Source organism: Actinoplanes cyaneus, from assembly GCF_016862095.1.
Classification (GTDB): domain Bacteria; phylum Actinomycetota; class Actinomycetes; order Mycobacteriales; family Micromonosporaceae; genus Actinoplanes; species Actinoplanes cyaneus.
In genome coordinates this window covers 408,704-428,334 of record NZ_BOMH01000007.1, presented here as the reverse complement: position 1 = coordinate 428,334, position 19,631 = coordinate 408,704, and the positions used below count along the sequence as shown (strand labels likewise).

The window sequence follows — 19,631 nt, the reverse complement described above, 5'->3', positions numbered from 1 at the left end:
GAGTTCGGGCGACAGCACCGCCCCAACTCGGCCGCGAGCGCCGTCAAGGTCAGGAGAGCGGCGGCTGCCACCCCGTCGCCAGCGCCCAGTCGTCGGCGGCCCGGGCCTCCTCGTCGAACCACGGCTCCTTGGCCGCCGCGTAACCCGCCCGGTCCGCGAAACGCAGCGCCAGTTCCGCCTTGGCCGCCGCGTACGCGTCCCGCGCCTCCGGCACCGCCCGCAGGTGGTCGCGCATGAGCAGCGCGAACCGCCACCCCGGCGAGCCGGCGACCCGCAGGTGCAGGATCACCGGCCGCCCCGGATCGGCCGAGCCGTGCATCCGTTTCGGCCAGGTCACACCGGGCAGGCCACGCCCGCTGTCCGTCCATTCGCCGGGCCGCAGCGGGAAACCGGCCGCCGCGAGGCGCTCGGCGAGGGCGTCGGCCGCGGCCAGCGTTCGTACCGAGAGCATGAGGTCGATGATGTCCTTGGCGGGCAGGCCGGGGACCGCTGTCGATCCGATGTGGTGCACGTCGACCGCGCCGAGGTGGTGCCGGATCCGCGCGATCAAGCGGTCGGCAGCTTGCGGCCAGGTCTCGTCGGGCGGGACGATGCGCAGCTCGGGAGCCTTGCGGGCGGCGGTGCGGAGCCGCACGTTGCGCTCGAAGTCGATCAGGCGGTCGCGCCACAGCGCGTCGACACGGGCGTGCAGCGTGGCGAGGTCGTCCTCATTCGGCAGGATCACGTCCGCCGCGGCCCGGCGGGTGGCGTCGTCGGCCTGCGCGCTGATCCGGGCGGCGGCCTCGGCCGGCGACATGCCACGGTCCCGGACGAGACGCTGCGTTCGCACCTCGCTGTCCGCCGTGACGACAATCACCAGGTGGTACGTCGGAGCCAGCCCCGTCTCCACCAGCAACGGCACGTCGTTCACGACGACGGCCTGCGGCGGCGCGGCCTTGACCAGCTCAGCGGTGCGTGCCCGGACCCGCGGGTGGATGATCCGCTCCAGCGTGCGGCGGGCCTCCTCGTCGCCGAAGACCTTCGCCCCCAGCGCCGGCCGGTCCAGCGCTCCCTCCGGGGTCAGCACCCCGGAGCCGAACGCCGCCACGATCTCCGCGAGCCCGTCGGTGCCCGGCTCGACCACCTCCCGGGCCAGTTTGTCGGCATCGATGATCACCGCACCGCGCTCGGCGAGCCGTGCTGAGACGGCGCTCTTGCCCGCACCGATGCCACCCGTGAGACCGACCATCAACATGGATTCAGTATCGCGGCCCCGCCCCCGAACGGAGCGTCGGCGCCGGGTCACGCTTCGGCAAACCCCGCGTAGCGACCCGGCCCTGGAACCTGCCCGGCGGACCGCCCATGGCTGCGGCCCGGCCCTGGGTGATCAGCCGGACAGACCCCACAGCCAGGCCCGGAAAGGCGAAAGACCGCCCCGGCCGAAGCCGGGACGGTCTTTCTCAGGTACTACCTACCGGAGCAACCGGACGGGGTCAGCTCTTGCCGCCGGCCAGCTTCTCGCGCAGGGCGGCGAGAGCCTCGTCGGTCGCCAGGGTGCCCGCGGGCTCCTCGGCGGAGCGCGCCGGAGCCGACGAGCTCGTCGAGGTCGACGACGAGGTGGTCACGCCGCCGGCCGGAGCCGGGTTGAGCGCGGCCTCGGCGTCGGCGTCGCGGGACGCCTGCACCTGCTTGGTGTGGGCCTCCCAGCGCTCGCGGGCGTCGGCGTACTGCTTCTCCCACGTCTCGCGCTGCTTCTCGAAGCCCTCGAGCCACTCGCCCGTCTCCGGGTCGAAGCCCTCCGGGTAGATGTAGTTGCCCTCGGCGTCGTACGTCGCGGCCATGCCGTAGAGCGTCGGGTCGAAGTGCTCCTCGCCCTCGACGAAGCCCTCGTTGGCCTGCTTGAGCGACAGCGAGATCCGGCGGCGCTCCAGGTCGATGTCGATGACCTTGACCAGGACGTCCGAACCCACCTGGACGACCTGCTCGGGCAGCTCGACGTGACGCTCGGCCAGCTCGGAGATGTGCACCAGGCCCTCGATGCCGTCGTCGACGCGGACGAACGCGCCGAACGGAACGAGCTTGGTGACCTTGCCCGGCACGATCTGGTTGATCGCGTGGGTCCGGGCGAACTGACGCCACGGGTCTTCCTGGGTCGCCTTCAGCGACAGCGAGACGCGCTCGCGGTCCAGGTCGACGTCCAGCACCTCGACCTCGACCTCCTGGCCGACCTCGACGACCTCGGAGGGGTGGTCGATGTGCTTCCAGGAGAGCTCGGAGACGTGCACCAGGCCGTCCACACCGCCGAGGTCGACGAAGGCGCCGAAGTTGACGATGGAGGACACGACGCCCTTGCGGACCTGGCCCTTCTGCAGCTTGTTGAGGAACTCGGTGCGAACCTCGGACTGCGTCTGCTCGAGCCACGCGCGGCGGGACAGGACCACGTTGTTGCGGTTCTTGTCCAGCTCGATGATCTTCGCCTCGAGCTCACGGCCGACATACGGCTGGAGGTCGCGGACGCGCCGCATCTCGACCAGGGAGGCCGGCAGGAAGCCACGGAGGCCGATGTCCAGGATGAGACCACCCTTGACGACCTCGATGACCGAGCCGCGGACGACGCCGTCCTCTTCCTTGATCTTCTCGATGGTGCCCCAAGCCCGCTCGTACTGAGCGCGCTTCTTCGAGAGGATCAGGCGGCCTTCCTTGTCCTCCTTGGTGAGGACGAGGGCCTCGATGTGGTCACCGACCGACACCACTTCCGCGGGGTCCACGTCGTGCTTGATCGACAACTCGCGCGAGGGGATGACACCCTCGGTCTTGTAGCCGATGTCGAGCAGGACCTCGTCCCGATCGACCTTGACGACGGTGCCTTCGACAATGTCGCCGTCGTTGAAGTACTTGATGGTCTCGTCGATGGCTGCGAGGAAAGCTTCCTCAGAGCCGAGGTCGTCGACGGTGACACGGTTGGCGCTCGAGGTGGCCTCGATGCTGCTCGTCATGTGGACAGTTGCTCCGAACGGATGGATTCGTGGTGTCTCCCGCGCTCGGCGGAACTGCCGCCGGAAGCGGCACGAACGAGACGAGACGACTCAACCCATGGAGCAGTTGATCATTGCCAGTCGATCATGCCGGGACCGGCGACCACGGAACCTGCTCCCTGCCGAGGCACACGTTCCGCGAGCGCATCGACTAGCTTACCGTGCGCATTACCACAGGTTGCAAGCCCTCCTGAGTACCGCGGCACATTGTTGGCGCAGAACCCGTCAGCATGCCCGTTTTGAACCGAATCGGGACGCCCGCCACGCCTGTCGTACCGTGGTCGGGTGACTGAGATTCCCCCTCCCGGCAGCGCTGTGGCTCCCCCTTCCGGCCGAGTTCTCGAGGATGAGGCGCGCCACGCGAACCGGTCCTGGTGGGATCTGGACGCCGACGACTATCAGGACGAGCACGGCGCGTTCCTCGGTGACGTCGACTTCGTCTGGTGCCCGGAGCGGCTGCGGGAAGCCGACGCGGGGCTCCTCGGCGACGTACGCGGGAAGAAGATCCTGGAGCTCGGCGCCGGCGCCGCGGCCGGAGCCCGGTGGTTGCGCGTGCAGGGCGCGAAACCCGTCGCGATGGACCTCTCCGCCGGGATGCTCGAGCACGCGGCCGAGGCGGCGGCGCGCAGCCGGGTGAGCGTCCCGCTGGTCCAGGCCGACGCGCTGGCGCTGCCGTTCCGGGCCGGGTCGTTCGACATCGTGTGCACGGCGTTCGGGGCGATCCCGTTCGTGGCCGACTCGGCGGCGGCGATGCGTGAGGTGGCGCGGGTGCTGCGTCCCGGTGGCAGCTGGGTGTTCTCGGTCACTCACCCGATGCGGTGGATCTTCTGGGACGAGCCCGGTGAGGACGGGCTGGTCGCCCGCAACTCGTACTTCAACCGCTCGCCGTACGTGGAGCGCGACGAGCAGGGCCGGATGGTCTACCTGGAGCAGCACCGGACTCTCGGCGACCGGATCCGCGAACTGGTCGCGGCCGGCTTCGTGCTCCGGGATCTGGTCGAGCCGGAGTGGCCGGAGGGCCACGAGGAGATCTGGGGGCAGTGGAGCCCGCTGCGTGGCCGCCTCTTCCCGGGGACCGCCATCTTCGTCTGCGACCTCCCCGCCTGACCGGCGTCCGCTCATAGCGCCCACCCCGGGCTGACCAGCGGTTTCCCTCGCCGGACGGTGGGTAAGCGCCGGATATGAGCGAGAAGGACCTGCACAAGGGCGACGACGTCAGCTGGCGGAGCCACGGTCAGACCGTCCACGGCACCGTCGAGCAGAAGATCACCGAGCGGACCGAGGCGGCCGGCCGGACCGTGGACGCGTCGAAGGACGACCCGCAGTACCGGGTGCGCAGCGACAAGAGCGGCCGCGACGCCGTCCACAAGCCGGGAGCGCTCAAGCATGACTGACGTGTACGCCGACTTCCGCGAAGCGGTCAACATGAGCCCGGCCGACCTGCGGACATGGCTCGACAGCGACGAGTCCCGGGAGGTCGGGCAGAAGGCGTCGGCCGGCGCGGAGTCGGTCGGCCACGACTCCGGCCGCACGATCGTCCGGCTGCTGGAGAAGAAGAAGTCCTCGCTCACCGAGGCCGACGAGGAGCACATGCGCAAGGTCGTCGGATACGTGCACCGGCACCTCGCCCAGCGCCCGGACGGCGACGTCACCGCGACGAGGTGGCGGCACTCCCTGATGAACTGGGGCCACGACCCCCTCAAGGACTAACCCGTGTGCAGCAGACCGGCCAGCAGGAGCAGGGTCGCCGGGACCGCGCGGTAGTAGACCCAGGTCCCCCGCCGGTCGCTGTCGACCAGACCGGCCTCGCGCAGGATTCGCAGATGGTGCGAGATCGTCGGACCGGTCAGGTGGAACGCGCTGCTCAGGTCGCAGACGCAGATCTCGCCGCCGGGCGCCGAGGCGATCATCGAGAGCAGCCGGAGCCGGACCGGGTCGCCGAGCGCCTTGAACATCGTGGCGAACGTCGTCGCGTTGGAGGCTTCGAGCGGCGCGACGCCGAGCCCGAACTCGGCACCCGGACCAGCGTCCGGATCCGTCGGCGGGAGCACGGCCGGTTCCATCGACATCGATCGGCTCGACATCGGTCCAGCCTCGCAGATCCAGACCGGCCGCGTTGTCCCCGGGGTGCCGGAATCGCTTCGGGCACCCCCGATCGGGTCAGCGATCACCCGTCAGTGATCGGCGCCGTTCCAGTCCCGCCCGGTGCCGACGGAGACCTCCAGCGGGACGGCCAGCGCCATGGCGCCGCCCATCTCGCGCCGGACCAGTTCCTCCAGCGCGTCCCGCTCCCCCGGCGCGACCTCGAACACCAGCTCGTCGTGAACCTGCAGCAGCATCCGGGAGGCGAGCTCCGACTCGCGCAGCGCCCGGTCCACGTTCAACATCGCGATCTTGATGATGTCCGCGGCGGAGCCCTGGATCGGCGCGTTCAGCGCCATGCGCTGGGCCATCTCGCGTCGCTGCCGGTTGTCGCTGCTCAGGTCGGGCAGGTAACGGCGGCGGCCGAGGATGGTGGCGGTGTACCCGTCCTTGCCGGCCTGGACGACCACCGACTGGAGGTACTCCCGGACGCCTCCGAACCGCTCGAAGTACTCCTCCATCAGGGCTTTCGCCTCGTCGTTGCTGATGGTGAGCTGGTTCGACAGGCCGAAGGAGCTCAATCCGTACGCCAAGCCGTAGTTCATGGCTTTGATCTTGCGGCGCTGGTCGGGAGTGACGTCGCCGAGCTCCACGTGGAAGACCGACGAGGCGGTGGCCGCGTGGAAGTCGGCGCCCGAGTTGAAGGCCGCGATCAACGCCGCGTCCTCCGACAGGTGCGCCATGATCCGCATCTCGATCTGGCTGTAGTCCGCGGTCATGAGCTGCTCGAAGCCGTCGCCGACGATGAACGCGCGACGGATCCGCCGGCCCTCCTCGGTGCGGATCGGGATGTTCTGCAGGTTCGGGTCGGTCGACGAGAGCCGGCCGGTCGCGGCGACCGTCTGGTTGAACGTGGTGTGGATGCGCGCGTCGTCGGAGACCGACTTGAGCAGCCCGTCCACCGTCGACTTGAGCTTCGCCATGTCCCGGTAGCGCAGGAGGTGGGCGAGCAGCGGGTCCTCGGTCTTGGCGAACAGGTCCTGCAGCGCGTCCGCGTCAGTGGTGTAGCCGGACTTGATCTTCTTGGTCTTCGGCAGGTTGCGCTCGACGAAGAGGATCTCCTGCAGCTGCTTGGGTGAGCCGAGGTTGAACTCACGGCCATGCACCTCGTACGCCGCCTGCTGGGCCGCTTTCACCTCGGCGGCGAAGCGGGTCTCCAGCTCCGACAGGTAATCCGTGTCGGCGGCGATGCCCTTGCTCTCCATCTCGGCGAGCACGACCGAGAGCGGCTGCTCCACCTCGGCGAGCAGCCGCTGCGACTCGCCGCCGTCGCGGGACAGCTCGGCGGTGAGCACGTCGGCCAGGTCGAGGGTGGCGCGGGCGCGCAGCATCACGCCCTCCTCCGCCGCGGCGTCCTGCTCCTCGTCGCCGAACGACAGGGCGAGCTGACCGTTGTCGGCGGGCGGGGCGTCGACCTTCAGCTCGCGCTTGAGGTAACGCAGGGCGAGGTCGTTCAGGTCATACGCCCTCTGGTCGGGCTTCGCCAGGTAGGCCGCCATCGCCGTGTCGACGGTGACGCCCTCCAGCTGCCAGCCGTGGGCGCGGAAGGCGAGCAGCGCCGGCTTCGCGTCGTGGATCACCTTGGGCCGCGCGGGGTCGGCGAGCCACGCGGCGACCGCGCCCTCGTCGCCCTCGTCCAGCGCGGCCGGGTCGAACCAGGCGGCCGGGCCGCTGCCGGTGGCCACCGCGATGCCGGTGACCTGGCCGGTGCCCCGGCCGAAGCTGCCGGTGACGGCGACGCCGACCGGGGCCGCCGCAGCGTGCTCGGTGAGCCACGCGGCGACCTGCCCGGCACCCAGGACCCGGCCCTCCAGGTCGAAGCCGGACTCGGCCTCGGGCTCGACGGCCTCCAGGTACGAGTAGAGCCGCTCGCGCAGCACCCGGAACTCCAGCGCGTCGAAGACCTGGTGCACCGCCTCGCGATCCCACCCGTGCCAGCGCACGTCCTCCGGCCGCTTGGACAGCTCCAGATCGCAGATCAGCCTGTTCAGGTCGTAGTTGCGCATGACCTCGGCGAGGTGGGCGCGCAGGCTCTCGCCGGCCTTGCCCTTGATCTTGTCGGCGTTGGCGATCACGCCGTCCAGGCCGCCGTACTCATTGATCCACTTGGCGGCGGTCTTGTCGCCGACGCCGGGCACGCCGATCAGGTTGTCGCTGCTCTCGCCGACCAGGGCGGCCTTGTCCCGGTAGCGCGAGGGGGGCACGAAGTACTTCGCCTCGATCGCCTCGGGAGTCATCCGCCAGACTTCGGAGACGCCGCGGACCGGGTAGAGGATCGTGACGTGCTCGTCGGCGAGCTGGAACGCGTCCCGGTCGCCGGAGGAGATGAGCACCTCCATGCCGGCCGCGCGGGCCTGCGTGGCCAGCGTCGCGATGACGTCGTCGGCCTCGTAGTTCTCCTTCTCCACCACCGGGATGCGCAGCGCCTCCAGGACCTCCTTGATCAGGCTGACCTGGCCCTGGAAGGGCGCCGGCGTCTCGGAGCGGCCGGCCTTGTACTCCGCGTACTTCTCGGTGCGGAACGACTTCCGCGAGAGGTCGAAGGAGACGACGATGTGCGTCGGCTTCTCGTCGCGCAGCATGTTGATGAGCATCGAGGTGAAGCCGAACACCGCGTTGGTCGCCTGGCCCGTGACGGTGGAGAAGTTGTCCACGGGCAGCGCGTGATAAGCCCGGTAGGCCAGCGAATGGCCGTCGAGCAGCAGCAGGCGGGGGGTCATCACGTCGTCGCTCACGTCCAGGAACTCTAGACGGCTGGTACGACAAGAACACCGACCGCCCCGCCCGCTTTACAGCACCTTGCTCAGGAATGCCTTGGTACGTTCCTGCTGCGGATTCGCGATGATCTCGGCAGGCGGGCCCTTCTCGACGACCACACCGCCGTCCATGAAGACCACCTCGTCGGCCACCTCCCGGGCGAAGCCGATCTCGTGGGTCACCACGATCATCGTCATGCCGTCCCGGGCCAGGCCCTTCATCACCTCGAGCACCTCGCCGACGAGCTCGGGGTCGAGCGCGCTGGTCGGCTCGTCGAAGAGCATCACCTTGGGGCGCATCGCCAGGGCCCGCGCGATCGCCACCCGCTGCTGCTGGCCGCCGGAGAGCTGACCCGGGTAGTTGTCCACCTTCTCGGCGAGGCCGACCCGGTCCAGCAGGGCTAGCGCGCGGTCACGTACCTCCGCCTTGCTCTCCCTCTTGACGCGGCAGGGCGCCTCCATGACGTTGTCCAGGGCCGTCATGTGCGGGAAGAGGTTGAACCGCTGGAACACCATGCCGATCGTCTGCCGCTGCTTGGCGACATCGCGCTCGCTGAGCTCGTGCAGCTTGCCGCCGCGCTCGCGGTAACCGACCAGCTCGCCGTCGACCAGGATCCGGCCGGCGTCGAGCTTGTCCAGGTGGTTGATGCAGCGCAGGAACGTCGACTTGCCCGAGCCGGACGGGCCGAGCACGCAGCTCACCCCGCCCTGCGGCACGGTCAGGTCGACACCCTTGAGCACTTCGAGCGAGCCGAAGGACTTGTGGACGCTCTCCGCCCTCACCATCTCGGTCATGTGGTGATCCGCCCGCCCTGCTCGACCTGGATGTCGCGGAGCCGCTGACGCGCCTTGCCGGCCGCGCCGTACCCCTTGCTGAAGTGCCGCTCGACGAAGAACTGGATGACCATCAGGACGCTGCAGATGATCAGATACCAAAGCAGCGCGGCGACCAGGCAGGGCAGCACCACGAAGGTCCGGGCCTCGACCTGCTGCAGCTGGAAGAAGAGCTCGCCGGTGACCGGCACGTACGCCACCAGCGACGTGTCCTTGACCATCGCGATGACCTCGTTGCCGGTCGGCGGCACGATCACCCGCATCGCCTGCGGCAGCACGATCCGGCGCAGCACCTGCCCGCGGGACATGCCCAGGGCGACGGCCGCCTCGGACTGCCCCTCGTCGATCGACTGGATGCCGGCCCGGACGATCTCGGCCATGTACGCCGCCTCGGACAGGCCCAGCGCGATCATGCCGGCCACGAACCCGGCGAGCAGGTCCGTCGACTTGACGCTGAAGATCTGCCCGTCGAAGTTGTCGATGCCGAACAGCTGGCCGATCTGCTTGTCGAACGGCAGGCCGAACCCGATCCGCGTCCACAGGATGTTCAGGTTGCCGAAGATCACCGCGAGCACGAGCCGCGGCACGGCCCGGAAGAACCAGGTGTAGACCCACGCCACCGTGGAGAGCACCTTGTTCGGCGAGAGCCGCATGATCGCGATCACGATGCCCAGGCCGACGCCGATCAGCATCGAGAACACGGTCAGCAGGATCGTCCCGCGCAGGCCCTCCAGGACCGGCTCGGTGAACATCACGCCGCGCTTGCCCGGCGCGTACGAGGTGAAGATGAACGACCAGCGGAAGCCGGCGTTCGTGAAGATCAGGTGCAGGAACATCGCGACGAGCACCGCGAGCACGGCGATCGCCACCCACCTGCCGGGGTGCCGGACGGGCACGGCCTTGATCGCCGCAGGCCGCTCCCGCCCGGTCTCGGTCGGGTGTGTCATGCCGGCGGGTTCACCGCGGGCGTGGCGATGGCGCCGGCGGTGACGCCCCACTTGTCGAGGATCGTCTTGTACGTGCCGTCGGCGATCAGCGCCGTGACCGCCTCGGCGATCACGTTCGCGAACTCGGTCTGGGTCTTGCCGACCGCGTAGCCGTACGGCGCCGAGTCGTAGATCTCGCCGAGCAGCGCGAGCTGGCCGGCGGTCTGCTTCACCGCGTACGCCGTGATCGGGGAGTCGGCCAGCATGGCCTCGTCCTTACCGGTCACCACGGCGTTGGTGGCGTCCGACTGGGCCTGGTACTGGTCGATCGTGATCGCCGCCTTGCCGGCGTCGGTGCACTTCTTCGACCGGGCCTTGATGTCGTCGGCCTGCACGGTGGCGGTCTGCACGGCGATCTTCTTGCCGCAGGCGTCGTCCGGGCTGAGCGTGGAGCCGGTCTTGGCCGCCCACTGGGTGCCGGCCGAGAAGTAGGAGATCATGTTGACCTCCTTCATCCGGTCCGCGTTGATCGTGAAGGACGAGACGCCGACCGTGTACTTCCCGCTGCCGACGCCCGGGATGATGCTGTCGAACTTGGCGGTCTGCCACTCGGTCTTCAGGCCCAGCTTCTGCCCGACCGCGTTGAACAGGTCGACGTCGAAGCCGACGACGCTCTTGCCGTCGGTGTCGATGAACTCGTTCGGCGCGTACGTCGAATCGGTGCCGATGACCAGCTTGCCGGCGGACTTGATGTCGGCCGGGACCTTGCCGGCGAGGCCGGTGTCCGCGGAAGCGCTGGGCACCGTCGCGGAACCGGTCGACGTGTCGTCGGACTCCGAACCGCATGCGGCCGCGGACAGCGTGAGCGCCGTCGCGGCGGCCAGGCCGAGGATCGCCCGGCCGGGGTGGCTGCGGAACATGGTGACTCCTAGGTGAAGTTCAGGGGTGTTACGGCTGGATAGATTGCCGCCCCGAGGCCACCTTGGGAAGTGTGAGATGCGCTCGGACCCGGCCCATGCCCATCTTGCCCCGGACCGATCTGTCAGACCGATGGGTAAGGTTACGACTACGCAACTGTCCTGTTGCGGCGACGGTCTGCACCTGGTGCAGCGGACTCCAGCTCATTAAGTTGCCACCCATCAGCAACATGGCAGTGGGGCGTTACCCCGCCACCACCGCAGCTGGACAAAGGAGAATTGATGATTCGCCGCAACTTCGCATGGCGCAGTGTCGCTGTGCTGGGTGCCGCTTCCCTTGCCCTGGGCGCGTGCTCTAACGACAGCAAGGAGCCAGCTGCCGGTTCCTCCTCCGCCGCCACCTCGGCCGGTGGTGACGGCGTGCTCAAGATCGGCACCCTGCTGCCGCAGACCGGTTCGCTCGCGTTCCTCGGCCCGCCGGAGTTCGCCGGCGTCAAGCTCGCCGTCAAGGACATCAACGCGGCCGGCGGCGTCCTCGGCAAGGACGTCGTGGAGAGCGACACCGACTCCGGTGACACCTCCACCGACATCGCCAGCCAGTCGGTGAACAAGCTGCTCGCCGAGAAGGCCGACGTCGTCATCGGCGCCGCCTCGTCCTCGGTCTCGCTGTCCGTGATCGACAAGATCACCGGTGCGGGCGTCGTCCAGATCTCGCCGGCGAACACGTCGGACCAGTTCACGACGTACAACGACAAGGGCCTCTACTTCCGGACCGCGCCGCCGGACCAGCTGCAGGGCCGCGTCCTCGGTGACCTGATCGTCGCCGACGGCAACGCCAAGGTCGGCCTGCTGGTCATGCAGGACGCGTACGGCACCGGTCTCGCCAAGTCCGCCCGCGGCTCGATCGAGAGCGGCGGCGGCCAGATCGTCGCCGAGGAGGTCTACGACCCGAAGGCGGCCGACTTCTCCGCCGAGGTCGGCAAGATCAAGACCGCCAACCCGGACGCGATCGTCATGATCGGCTTCGACGAGACCAAGAAGATCGTCCCCAAGCTGGTCGAGGCGGGCCTGACCTCGAAGACCAAGAAGTGGTACTTCGTCGACGGCAACCTGTCGAACTACGGCAAGGAGTTCCCGAACGGGACCTTCGAGGGCGCGAAGGGCACCACCCCGGGCGCCAAGGCCAACGACGACTTCAAGAAGCAGCTGCTGACGATCGACCCGGCGCTGAAGGACTACACCTACTCCGCCGAGTCCTACGACGCGACGATCCTGACGGCGCTCGCCGCCACCGCCGCGAAGAGCGACGCCCCCGCCGACTACTCGAAGAAGCTGACCGACGTCAGCAAGGGTGGCGAGAAGTGCACCACCTTCAAGGACTGCAAGGCCCTGCTCGACGCCGGTAAGGACATCGACTACGACGGCATGAGCGGCCCGATCGAGTGGAACGACGCCGGCGACCCGGCCGAGGCCACCATCGGCATCTACCAGTACGGCGCCGACAACACCTACAAGAACGTCGCCTACCAGACTGGCAAGATCAGCTGACCCAGCGACACCCGACGAGGGCCCGGCCGTTCATGGCCGGGCCCTCGCCCTTTTCCACGCTTCGCGCAAGATCAACCCCCTTCGCCGGTACGGCCGGGCGTGCCCCTCACCCGCAGCGTCCCGGCCCTTGGTCCTGGGCCGCGAGCTCGCCGGTGCTCCAGGCCGCCCAGCGACCATCCGGGCATGCCGGATGCCCGCAACCTGATCCCCGCGACCACCCGAGCGTGACCCGCGCCCCGCAACCCGATACCCGCGAGCACCGAGCGTGACCCGTGCCCCGCAACCGATCCCGGCGACCATCCGAGCGTGACGCGAGCCCCGCAACCTGATCCCGGCGAGCGCCGAGCGTGACGCGTGGCCCGCGACCTGATCCCGGCGCGGGCCCCTGCGCGCCTCCCCCTCCCGGCTGGTCCTCATGGGCGTTATCCGTCCCGGATAACGCCCATGAGGACCAGCCGAACACTCCGCGCGCCCCCGCCCGGCCTCGCCGCTGCCGAGCAGACGCGAGCGAAGCGCCGCGAGATCCGCAACTCGCAACCCGGCGCCCCCGCGACCCTGCGGATTCACGGCGCCGCGGGGTCGCGGGGTCGCCGCGGGGCGCCAGGTCGTCGCGGCGCGGGACGCGGGACGCGGGGGCGCCGCAGGGCGCGAGGTCGTCGCGGCGCGGCGCGGGGCGCGAGGGCGCCGCGGGGCGCGAGGTCGTCGCGGCGCGCGGGGCGCGAGGTCGTCGCGGCGCGCCACGCGGCAGCCCAGCTGGTCCTCATGGGCGTTATGAGGGACGAATAGCGCCCATGAGGACCAGCCGGGGGGCGGGAGTCGCGTGGCGGGGGCTGGGGCACGGTGGGGGCGCGGGCTACCTGCCACGCCCGGATGGTCGCCGGGCGGCCTGGACCACCTGCCACGCCCGGATGGTCGCCGGGCGGCCTGGACCACCCGGCCAGCTCGCGCCCCAGGACCAGGGGCTGCGTCCTTGCGCTTGGGGAGTGGGCTAGGCCGTACCGGCAAAGGGTTGGGGTGGAAATGCAGTGGCCCCGGATCGGCGAGCGATCCGGGGCCACTGACGAAAGCGGTCAGGCTCGGGCGAGGGTGCCCAGGTAGAGCTCGATCACCTTCGGGTCGTGCATGAGGTCGCGGCCGGAGGCCGTGTAGGCGTTGCGGCCCTGGTCGAGGACGTAGCCGCGGTCGCAGATCTGCAGGCAGCGGCGGGCGTTCTGCTCGACCATGATCACCGTGACGCCGGTCTCGTTGATCTGCTTGGTGCGGAAGAACACCTCGTCCTGCATGGCCGGCGAGAGGCCGGCCGACGGCTCGTCGAGCAGCAGCACGCTGGGCTCCATCATCAGGGCCCGGCCCATCGCCACCATCTGCCGCTCACCGCCGGAGAGCGAGCCGGCGCGCTGCTTGCGGCGCTGGCCCAGGGCGGGGAAGAGCTCGGCGACGAAGTCGAAGCGCTCCTTGAAGCGCTTCGGCCGCAGGAACGTCCCCATCTCGAGGTTCTCCTCGATGGTGAGGGTGCCGAAGACGTTGTTGGTCTGCGGGACGAAGCCGATCCCCTTGGCGACCAGCTTGTTCGCCTTCAGGTTGGTGATCTTCTCGCCGCGCAGGATCACGTCGCCGGAGCGGATGTTGACCAGGCCGAAGAGGGCCTTGAGCAGGGTCGACTTACCGGCGCCGTTGGGGCCGATGATGCCGACCAGCTCGCCGTCCTTGGCGTAGAGGTCACAGCCGGTGAGGATGTTGACGCCCGGGAGGTAACCGGCGGTCAGGTCGTCGGCCCGGACCAGGGCGCCCTCCGAGGCGGCCAGGTGTTCCGAGCGGTCGCCGATCTTGTTGCTCGACTCGTCAGTCATCAGCGGTCGTCCCCTCCTCTTCGGCAACTTCTTCCGCGACGGCCTCGGGGTCGTGCTGAGTGCCGTCGTGGTGGGCGCCCAGGTAGGCGTCGATCACCCGCGGGTCGGCCATCACGGTGTCCGGCGTGCCCTCGGCGATGACCTGGCCCTGGCCCATCACGATCACCCAGTCGCTGATGTCGCGGACCATGTCCATGTCGTGCTCGACGAACAGGACGGTCATCCCGTCCTCGCGCAGGCTCTTGACGTGCCCGAGCAGCGACTGCGTCAGGGCCGGGTTAACACCGGCCATCGGCTCGTCCAGCATGACCATGTCGGGCTGGACCATCAGCGCCCGGGCCATCTCCAGGAGCTTGCGCTGGCCGCCGGAGAGGCTGCCGGCGAAGTCCTCGCGCTTGGCGTCGAGCTTGAACCGGGCGAGCAGCTCGTCGGCCCGCTCGGTGATCTCCTTCTCCTGGCCGGACCAGATGCCGGGGATCAGGGACGCCCAGAACTTCTCGCCCTTCTGACCGGTGCCGCCCAGCCGCATGTTGTCGATCACCGAAAGCCGCGACAGCGCCTTGGTGAGCTGGAACGTGCGGACCATGCCCTGGCGGGCCACCTTGTGGGCGGCCACCCCGGCGAGCGACTTGCCGTTGAACTCCCACTTGCCCTCGTCGGGCCGGTCGAAGCCGGTCAGCAGGTTGAAGAACGTGGTCTTGCCGGCGCCGTTCGGGCCGATCAGCGCGGTGATCGCGCCGCGCTGGATCTCGACGTGGCCCACGTTGACGGCGGTCAGACCGCCGAAGCGGCGCACGACCGAGTCGGCGACCAGGATCGGGTCCTGCTTCTTGGCGCCGGGCTCGTGCGGGACGTCCTTGAGCGCCTCACGCGCCTTCAGCACGCCGGGCGGCACGGTGGTGGTGTCATCGGCCATCGAGCATGACCTCCTTCTTGTCACCGAAGATGCCCTGCGGACGGAAGACCAGCAAGAGGATCAGGCCCAGACCGACCAGGACGTAACCGACCGCGCCCGCCTGGGTCGGCGTCATGAACCAGGTCGGGATGTAGCCGTTCTTGATCAGCTCGGGCAGCAGCGCGTTGATGAACGCCAGCAGGAACCAGAAGATCATCGAACCGATGACCGGGCCGAAGACGCGCGCGGCGCCACCGAGGATCACGATGGTGTACGCGTAGAACGTGAACTCGGTGCCGTAGGTGTCCGGCTGCACCGCCGCGTTGCTCAGGGCGATCACGAAGCCGCCCAGCGAGCCGAGCACGCCACCGAGGATCAGCGACTGCATCTTGTACGACACGACGTTCTTGCCGAGGCTGCGGACCGCGTCCTCGTCCTCGCGGATGGCCTTGATGACCCGGCCCCACGGGCTGCGCATCGCCAGGAAGACGACCACCAGCGAGACCGCGATCAGGATCCAGCCGACCGTCATGACCCAGAGCTCACGGTTGTCCCAGGAGACGATCCCCAGGTCCAGGGTCGAGCTGTACGGGTTCATGGCGTAGAAGTCGTCCGAGAACCGCTGGAGACCGTCGGAGCCGCCGGTCCACTCGCTCAGCGTGACCGAGCGGAACAGCAAGCGGATGATCTCGGCCGCCGCGATCGTCACGATCGCCAGGTAGTCGGCGCGCAGGCGCAGCGTGGGGATGCCGAGCAGCAGCGCCAGCACGACCGCGCCGAGCAGGCCGATCACCAGGCCGAGCCAGAACGGCGCGCCGAACGTGGCGACGGCCATCGCCAGGCCGTACGCGGCGACGCCGAGGAAGGCCGACTGACCGAAGTTCAGCAGGCCGGTGTACCCGAAATGCACGTTCAGGCCGATCGCGGCCAGCGCGTACGCGATCATGGTGGCGTTGAACAGTGACTCCAGCGAGACGCCGAAGATGAGTTCCCAGTTCATCGTGTCCCCCTCAGCCGATCCGCTCGCGGCGGCCCAGGATGCCCTGTGGCCGGAACAGGATGATCACGATCAGCACCACCAGGGCGCCGACGTTCTTGAGCTCGGTCGGGATCCACAGCGTCGAGAGCTGCGTGGCCAGACCGACCACGAGGCTGCCGACCAGCGCGCCGAACGCGGTGCCGAGGCCACCGAGGGTGACCGCGGCGAAGACCAGGAGCAGGACCTGGAAGCCCATCTGGTAGTTCACGCCCTGGAAGAGCGCCAGCATCACGCCGCTGAGCGCGGCCAGCGCGCCGCCGATGGTCCAGACCAGACGGATGATCGCGTCGACGCTGATGCCGGAGGCCGCGGCGAGCGCCGGGTTGGTCGACACCGCGCGGGTCGCCTTGCCCAGGCGCGTCTTGGTCAGTGCCAGCGACACCGCGATCAGGACGACGATCGCGACGGCGTCCATCACCAGGTTCTTCGGCGCGATCGCCAGCGGGCCGACGTCGATGCCGGGCTGCGCGACGTACTCCGCGTACTGCCGGGTGTCGCCACCGAAGAAGTACAGGTAGATGTAGCGCAGCATCAGGGCCAGGCCGATCGAGATGATCATCATGCCGATCAGGCCGGTACGCCGGTTGCGCAGCCAGCCCCAGAAGATCCTGTCCTGGAACCAGCCGAAGCCCGCGCCGAGGACCACGGCGAGAACCGCCGCCAGCCACAGCGGCAGGCCGAGCTTGACGTTCAGCAGGAAACAGCCCAGCGCGCCGAAGGTGATCAGCTCACCGTGCGCGAAGTTGGTCAGGCCCATGGTGCCGAAGATCAGCGACAGGCCGAGCGCGGCGAGCGCGATGACCAGGCCGAAATGAATGCCGGTGTAGATGAGGTCGAGCACCCGGTCGAACTGCGACGGGGCCTCGCTCTCGGCCGGCTTGCTCCCCGGCGCGGCGGCCGAGCCGAGAGGGAACAGCACGTTACGTGCGTTGCCCTCGAAGACGGTCAAGGTCAGGCTGGGGCGACCGTTCGTGACGGTCACGCCCTGCGGGAGCGTCGTGGTGTCCAGGTCGACCTTGTAGGTGCCGGGTCCCTTGACCGCGACGGACCACTTGCCGTCCGCGGCGGAGGTTGCCGTACCGGCCGAAGTGCCGCTCTCGTCGGAAACGTTGATCTTCACGCCGGCCACTGGCTGGCCGGCGTTGGCCAACGTGCCTTGCAAAGACTCGCCCGCGGCGAGAGCGCTCGTGGCGCCCAGCCCCAGGGACATCAACACAAATCCGAGAACGGCCGTGAAGATGATCACGGCTCTACGCAACGATGCTCCTCGTGTTTAGCAGCAGAAATCCCCGCCAGCGATGTCGCGAAGACTGGCGGGGATCATAGCTTCAGAGACGAGTCACACAGTCGGCCGTAACAAAGCCGTTACTGAGCCTCAACTTACGGTCAAGGGCCAATATCTGAACGGTGGCTACTCAGCGGCGGGCGTCTCACCCTCGGACTCCTTGAGGATCCGGTCCGCCACCTCGCGCATCGTCATGCGGTGATCCATCGCCGTGCGCTGGATCCACTTGAACGCCTGCGGCTCGGTCATCGCATACTTCGTCATCAGCTCGCCCTTGGCACGCTCGACCGACTTCCGCGTCTCCAGACGGTCGGTCAGGCCGGCGACCTCGGACTCCAGCGCGGCGATCTCCGAATACCGCGACAGTGCGATCTCGATCGCCGGCACCAGGTCCGACTTCTGGAACGGCTTCACCAGGTACGCCATGGCGCCTGCCGCCCGGGCACGCTCGACCAGATCGCGCTGGCTGAACGCGGTGAGGATCACGACCGGGGCGATGCGCCCACCGGCGATCCGCTCGGCGGCGGCCAGCCCGTCCATGATCGGCATCTTGATGTCCAGAATCACCAGGTCCGGCTTCAGCTCCTCGGCCAGCCGGACGGCGGTCTCGCCGTCCCCGGCCTCACCGACGACGTCGTAGCCCTCCTCGACGAGCATCTCGGCGAGATCCAACCGGATCAGGGCCTCGTCCTCGGCGATGAGCACCCGCCTGCGCTCGGCACCAGCCTGCGTGTCGGCCACGGAACCTCTTCCCCCAACCTCTGCTGACGCGACACCCCGGTATCTGGGTGTCACCCTCCTCAGCGTAGTAGGTAGGCTGTCTCTCGCTGAGCTTGGCATCACCGCTTGCCGCGGTGCCGCCATCCGTCCTGTCCCCGTAGACCAACCGGCAGAGTCGATGGACTCAAAATCCATTCAGTGTGGGTTCGAATCCCACCGGGGACACCACAAATACCACCTCGCGGGCCCGCCTGGCGAGCGTCCCATTCACCGTTGACCATGCGGTGACACGGCACACATCAGCCGGAAACATCTACCGACGTCAGCGGTGATCGCCGTGGTGCCGCTGCACCTGGTGCGGAGGCTCCTGCCAGGCCCCTTCGGCCGCGCCGGGGAAAAGCATTACGACATTTGTGGTACGACCATTACGGCGTACTCGTAATCGCCTCGCGGTGGCCTGACGTCCCGGCCATGCCCGGCTGCCGGACAGTCGTTCCCGGCTGACCGGGCGGGCAATCTCGGCGTTCACCCGATCGTCACCTCCCCCGGGTGCTGTCATGGCAGGGACAGCATCAGCGGGAGGCCTCATGTTGTGGTCCGGTTCGTCACCACTGACCGCCACGCGCGGAGGCATGTGGGGATTCCTGATGGTCGCCGCCGCCGCGTGGCTGGTCATCGGCTGGAGCGTGCTGCGACTCGAGCCGGCCGGGATCGCGGGCGTCGCCGGGCCGATCGTGCTGTTCGGGGCGGTCTGCGAGGGCCTGCGCGCACTCGCCGGGACCAGGACCTGGTGGCTCAACACCGCCCTCGCCGCGCTCTTCGCCGCGACCGGCGCTGCCATGCTGCTCAGCGACGACGCCGGCTGGACCACGACGGCGTCGCTCATCGGGTGGTACCTGCTGGTGCGCGGCGCCGTGGACGTCGCTGTCGGCATGATGACACGCGGCACGGACCGGGTGTGGAGCCTGATCGTCACCGTCGGCGTGCTGGAGACCGGGCTGGGCTTCACCGCCGCCGGGCCTCTCGCCCGCAGCGCCGGGGCCGTCATCGTCATCCTGGGCGGGCTGGGCGTGCTGCGGGCGGTCGCCGACCTGGTCACCGCGCTGCGGCTGCGGGAGATCGCGGCCAAGGGCCGGGACGTGCTGGAGCTGCCACCGGAGCGGGCCGCCGGGCTGACCGGGTACACCGCGGGGCACGCCGACTTCGAGGCCCGCAAACCGGCCCGGCACCGGGCCCGCGACGCGGGCACACCCGCGTCGCCGGCGGGTGACACCACGGTGCCGGTCGGCGCCTCGTTGCCGGTCGGCACCCCGATGCCCGCCGGGGCCCCGATGCCCGCCGGCGCTTCGATGCCCGCCGGCGGCTCGTTGTCAGCCAGCGCCTCGATGTCAGCCGGGGCCTTGGTGCCGCACGGTTCGGAGGCGCCCGGCGAGTCGTTCCACGACCGGGTAGTGCGGACCACCGCGGATCTGGACGCGATGCTGGCCCAGGCCGGGATCACCGGGCCGCGGCCGGGCGCCGCCCCGGGGCCGCACGCCGGGGATCTGCCGCCGGTGCCGGACAGCCCGGAAGGCATCGAGGGAACCCCGGCCGGAAACGCCGCCAAGCCGGATCGACCGGCGGGCGGTCACTAGGAAAGTCCTGTCCCCGGCTCCGTCGGTGGTGGATCCGTTTGTCCGGCCGGTCGCCAGGCCGGGACCCACCA

17 protein-coding genes and 1 tRNA gene are annotated in these 19,631 nt (G+C 69.3%); 6 read left to right on the top strand and 12 right to left on the bottom strand.

What is annotated here, in order from left to right:
- Positions 1–49 precede the first annotated feature (49 nt).
- Positions 50–1,234 carry a dephospho-CoA kinase gene (gene coaE, locus Acy02nite_RS06245; RefSeq protein ID WP_203738811.1) on the bottom strand — a complete coding sequence of 395 codons (1,185 nt, stop codon included), beginning with the start codon at positions 1,232–1,234 and terminating at the stop codon, positions 50–52.
- A 238-nt stretch (positions 1,235–1,472) separates the two neighbouring features.
- Positions 1,473–2,975 carry a 30S ribosomal protein S1 gene (rpsA, locus tag Acy02nite_RS06240; protein WP_203738810.1) on the bottom strand — a complete coding sequence of 501 codons (1,503 nt, stop codon included), beginning with the start codon at positions 2,973–2,975 and terminating at the stop codon, positions 1,473–1,475.
- Between the two features lie 354 nt (positions 2,976–3,329).
- Here rpsA and Acy02nite_RS06235 point away from each other — a divergent pair, with 354 nt between their 5' ends.
- The 3 genes from Acy02nite_RS06235 (at position 3,330) to Acy02nite_RS06225 (ending at position 4,724) form a co-directional block, all read left to right on the top strand.
- A complete protein-coding gene (locus tag Acy02nite_RS06235) occupies positions 3,330–4,121 on the top strand; it encodes a class I SAM-dependent methyltransferase (protein ID WP_203738874.1) in 792 nt (263 codons plus the stop codon).
- Positions 4,122–4,195: 74 nt separating this feature from the next.
- Positions 4,196–4,408 carry a hypervirulence associated TUDOR domain-containing protein gene (locus tag Acy02nite_RS06230; protein ID WP_203738809.1) on the top strand — a complete coding sequence of 71 codons (213 nt, stop codon included), beginning with the start codon at positions 4,196–4,198 and terminating at the stop codon, positions 4,406–4,408.
- Positions 4,401–4,724 carry a DUF3140 domain-containing protein gene (locus Acy02nite_RS06225; protein ID WP_203738808.1) on the top strand — a complete coding sequence of 108 codons (324 nt, stop codon included), beginning with the start codon at positions 4,401–4,403 and terminating at the stop codon, positions 4,722–4,724. The genes Acy02nite_RS06230 and Acy02nite_RS06225 overlap by 8 nt, the downstream gene beginning before the upstream one ends.
- On the opposite strand, the gene Acy02nite_RS06220 is transcribed toward Acy02nite_RS06225, so the two are convergent.
- From Acy02nite_RS06220 to Acy02nite_RS06200, 5 genes are all read right to left on the bottom strand, one after another.
- Positions 4,721–5,098, bottom strand: coding sequence for an ArsR/SmtB family transcription factor (locus Acy02nite_RS06220; RefSeq protein ID WP_239174279.1), 378 nt, complete (start codon positions 5,096–5,098; stop codon positions 4,721–4,723). The two genes, Acy02nite_RS06225 and Acy02nite_RS06220, sit on opposite strands and share 4 nt — an antisense overlap.
- A gap of 90 nt (positions 5,099–5,188) precedes the next feature.
- Complete coding sequence (gene polA, locus Acy02nite_RS06215; protein WP_203738872.1) at positions 5,189–7,876, bottom strand: DNA polymerase I; 2,688 nt, start codon at positions 7,874–7,876, stop codon at positions 5,189–5,191.
- 69 nt (positions 7,877–7,945) lie between these two features.
- Positions 7,946–8,707, bottom strand: a complete 762-nt coding sequence (locus Acy02nite_RS06210) for an amino acid ABC transporter ATP-binding protein (protein ID WP_275407282.1) — start codon at positions 8,705–8,707, stop codon at positions 7,946–7,948.
- Positions 8,704–9,693: an amino acid ABC transporter permease gene (locus Acy02nite_RS06205; protein WP_203738807.1), complete on the bottom strand. Its 990-nt coding sequence runs from the start codon at positions 9,691–9,693 to the stop codon at positions 8,704–8,706. Before Acy02nite_RS06205 ends, Acy02nite_RS06210 begins: the two co-directional genes overlap by 4 nt.
- Positions 9,690–10,592, bottom strand: coding sequence for an ABC transporter substrate-binding protein (locus tag Acy02nite_RS06200; RefSeq protein WP_203738806.1), 903 nt, complete (start codon positions 10,590–10,592; stop codon positions 9,690–9,692). Before Acy02nite_RS06200 ends, Acy02nite_RS06205 begins: the two co-directional genes overlap by 4 nt.
- 279 nt (positions 10,593–10,871) lie before the next feature.
- Here Acy02nite_RS06200 and Acy02nite_RS06195 point away from each other — a divergent pair, with 279 nt between their 5' ends.
- Complete coding sequence (locus tag Acy02nite_RS06195) at positions 10,872–12,137, top strand: ABC transporter substrate-binding protein (protein ID WP_203738805.1); 1,266 nt, start codon at positions 10,872–10,874, stop codon at positions 12,135–12,137.
- A 1,070-nt stretch (positions 12,138–13,207) separates the two neighbouring features.
- On the opposite strand, the gene Acy02nite_RS06190 is transcribed toward Acy02nite_RS06195, so the two are convergent.
- The 5 genes from Acy02nite_RS06190 to Acy02nite_RS06170 all read right to left on the bottom strand — a co-directional run bounded on the left by Acy02nite_RS06190 (position 13,208) and on the right by Acy02nite_RS06170 (position 17,947).
- Entirely contained in the window at positions 13,208–13,987 is a 780-nt protein-coding gene (locus Acy02nite_RS06190; RefSeq protein WP_203738804.1) for an ABC transporter ATP-binding protein, read from the bottom strand.
- On the bottom strand, positions 13,980–14,903 hold the full coding sequence (locus tag Acy02nite_RS06185) for an ABC transporter ATP-binding protein (RefSeq protein ID WP_239174276.1): 924 nt from the start codon (positions 14,901–14,903) through the stop codon (positions 13,980–13,982). The genes Acy02nite_RS06190 and Acy02nite_RS06185 overlap by 8 nt, the downstream gene beginning before the upstream one ends.
- Positions 14,893–15,882 (bottom strand): branched-chain amino acid ABC transporter permease, encoded by a 990-nt coding sequence (locus Acy02nite_RS06180; RefSeq protein WP_203738803.1) that lies wholly within the window; start codon positions 15,880–15,882, stop codon positions 14,893–14,895. Before Acy02nite_RS06180 ends, Acy02nite_RS06185 begins: the two co-directional genes overlap by 11 nt.
- A 10-nt stretch (positions 15,883–15,892) precedes the next feature.
- Positions 15,893–17,041, bottom strand: a complete 1,149-nt coding sequence (locus Acy02nite_RS06175) for a branched-chain amino acid ABC transporter permease (RefSeq protein WP_239174273.1) — start codon at positions 17,039–17,041, stop codon at positions 15,893–15,895.
- A gap of 291 nt (positions 17,042–17,332) precedes the next feature.
- Positions 17,333–17,947: an ANTAR domain-containing response regulator gene (locus Acy02nite_RS06170; RefSeq protein WP_203738802.1), complete on the bottom strand. Its 615-nt coding sequence runs from the start codon at positions 17,945–17,947 to the stop codon at positions 17,333–17,335.
- Positions 17,948–18,077: 130 nt separating this feature from the next.
- Here Acy02nite_RS06170 and Acy02nite_RS06165 point away from each other — a divergent pair.
- Positions 18,078–18,154, top strand: a tRNA-Leu gene (locus Acy02nite_RS06165).
- Positions 18,155–18,558: 404 nt separating this feature from the next.
- On the top strand, positions 18,559–19,560 hold the full coding sequence (locus Acy02nite_RS06160; RefSeq protein ID WP_203738801.1) for a hypothetical protein: 1,002 nt from the start codon (positions 18,559–18,561) through the stop codon (positions 19,558–19,560).
- The last annotated feature ends 71 nt before the right edge of the window (positions 19,561–19,631 follow it).

What these genes read in the sequence shown, in the direction of transcription:
- coaE (WP_203738811.1), bottom strand. Translation starts at nt 1,234, where the DNA reads ATGTTGATGGTCGGTCTCACGGGTGGCATCGGTGCGGGCAAGAGCGCC.
- rpsA (WP_203738810.1), bottom strand. Translation starts at nt 2,975, where the DNA reads ATGACGAGCAGCATCGAGGCCACCTCGAGCGCCAACCGTGTCACCGTC.
- Acy02nite_RS06230 (WP_203738809.1), top strand. Translation starts at nt 4,196, where the DNA reads ATGAGCGAGAAGGACCTGCACAAGGGCGACGACGTCAGCTGGCGGAGC.
- Acy02nite_RS06225 (WP_203738808.1), top strand. Translation starts at nt 4,401, where the DNA reads ATGACTGACGTGTACGCCGACTTCCGCGAAGCGGTCAACATGAGCCCG.
- Acy02nite_RS06220 (WP_239174279.1), bottom strand. Translation starts at nt 5,098, where the DNA reads ATGTCGAGCCGATCGATGTCGATGGAACCGGCCGTGCTCCCGCCGACG.
- polA (WP_203738872.1), bottom strand. Translation starts at nt 7,876, where the DNA reads ATGACCCCCCGCCTGCTGCTGCTCGACGGCCATTCGCTGGCCTACCGG.
- Acy02nite_RS06210 (WP_275407282.1), bottom strand. Translation starts at nt 8,707, where the DNA reads ATGACCGAGATGGTGAGGGCGGAGAGCGTCCACAAGTCCTTCGGCTCG.
- Acy02nite_RS06205 (WP_203738807.1), bottom strand. Translation starts at nt 9,693, where the DNA reads ATGACACACCCGACCGAGACCGGGCGGGAGCGGCCTGCGGCGATCAAG.
- Acy02nite_RS06200 (WP_203738806.1), bottom strand. Translation starts at nt 10,592, where the DNA reads ATGTTCCGCAGCCACCCCGGCCGGGCGATCCTCGGCCTGGCCGCCGCG.
- Acy02nite_RS06195 (WP_203738805.1), top strand. Translation starts at nt 10,872, where the DNA reads ATGATTCGCCGCAACTTCGCATGGCGCAGTGTCGCTGTGCTGGGTGCC.
- Acy02nite_RS06190 (WP_203738804.1), bottom strand. Translation starts at nt 13,987, where the DNA reads ATGACTGACGAGTCGAGCAACAAGATCGGCGACCGCTCGGAACACCTG.
- Acy02nite_RS06185 (WP_239174276.1), bottom strand. Translation starts at nt 14,903, where the DNA reads ATGGCCGATGACACCACCACCGTGCCGCCCGGCGTGCTGAAGGCGCGT.
- Acy02nite_RS06180 (WP_203738803.1), bottom strand. Translation starts at nt 15,882, where the DNA reads ATGAACTGGGAACTCATCTTCGGCGTCTCGCTGGAGTCACTGTTCAAC.
- Acy02nite_RS06160 (WP_203738801.1), top strand. Translation starts at nt 18,559, where the DNA reads ATGTGGGGATTCCTGATGGTCGCCGCCGCCGCGTGGCTGGTCATCGGC.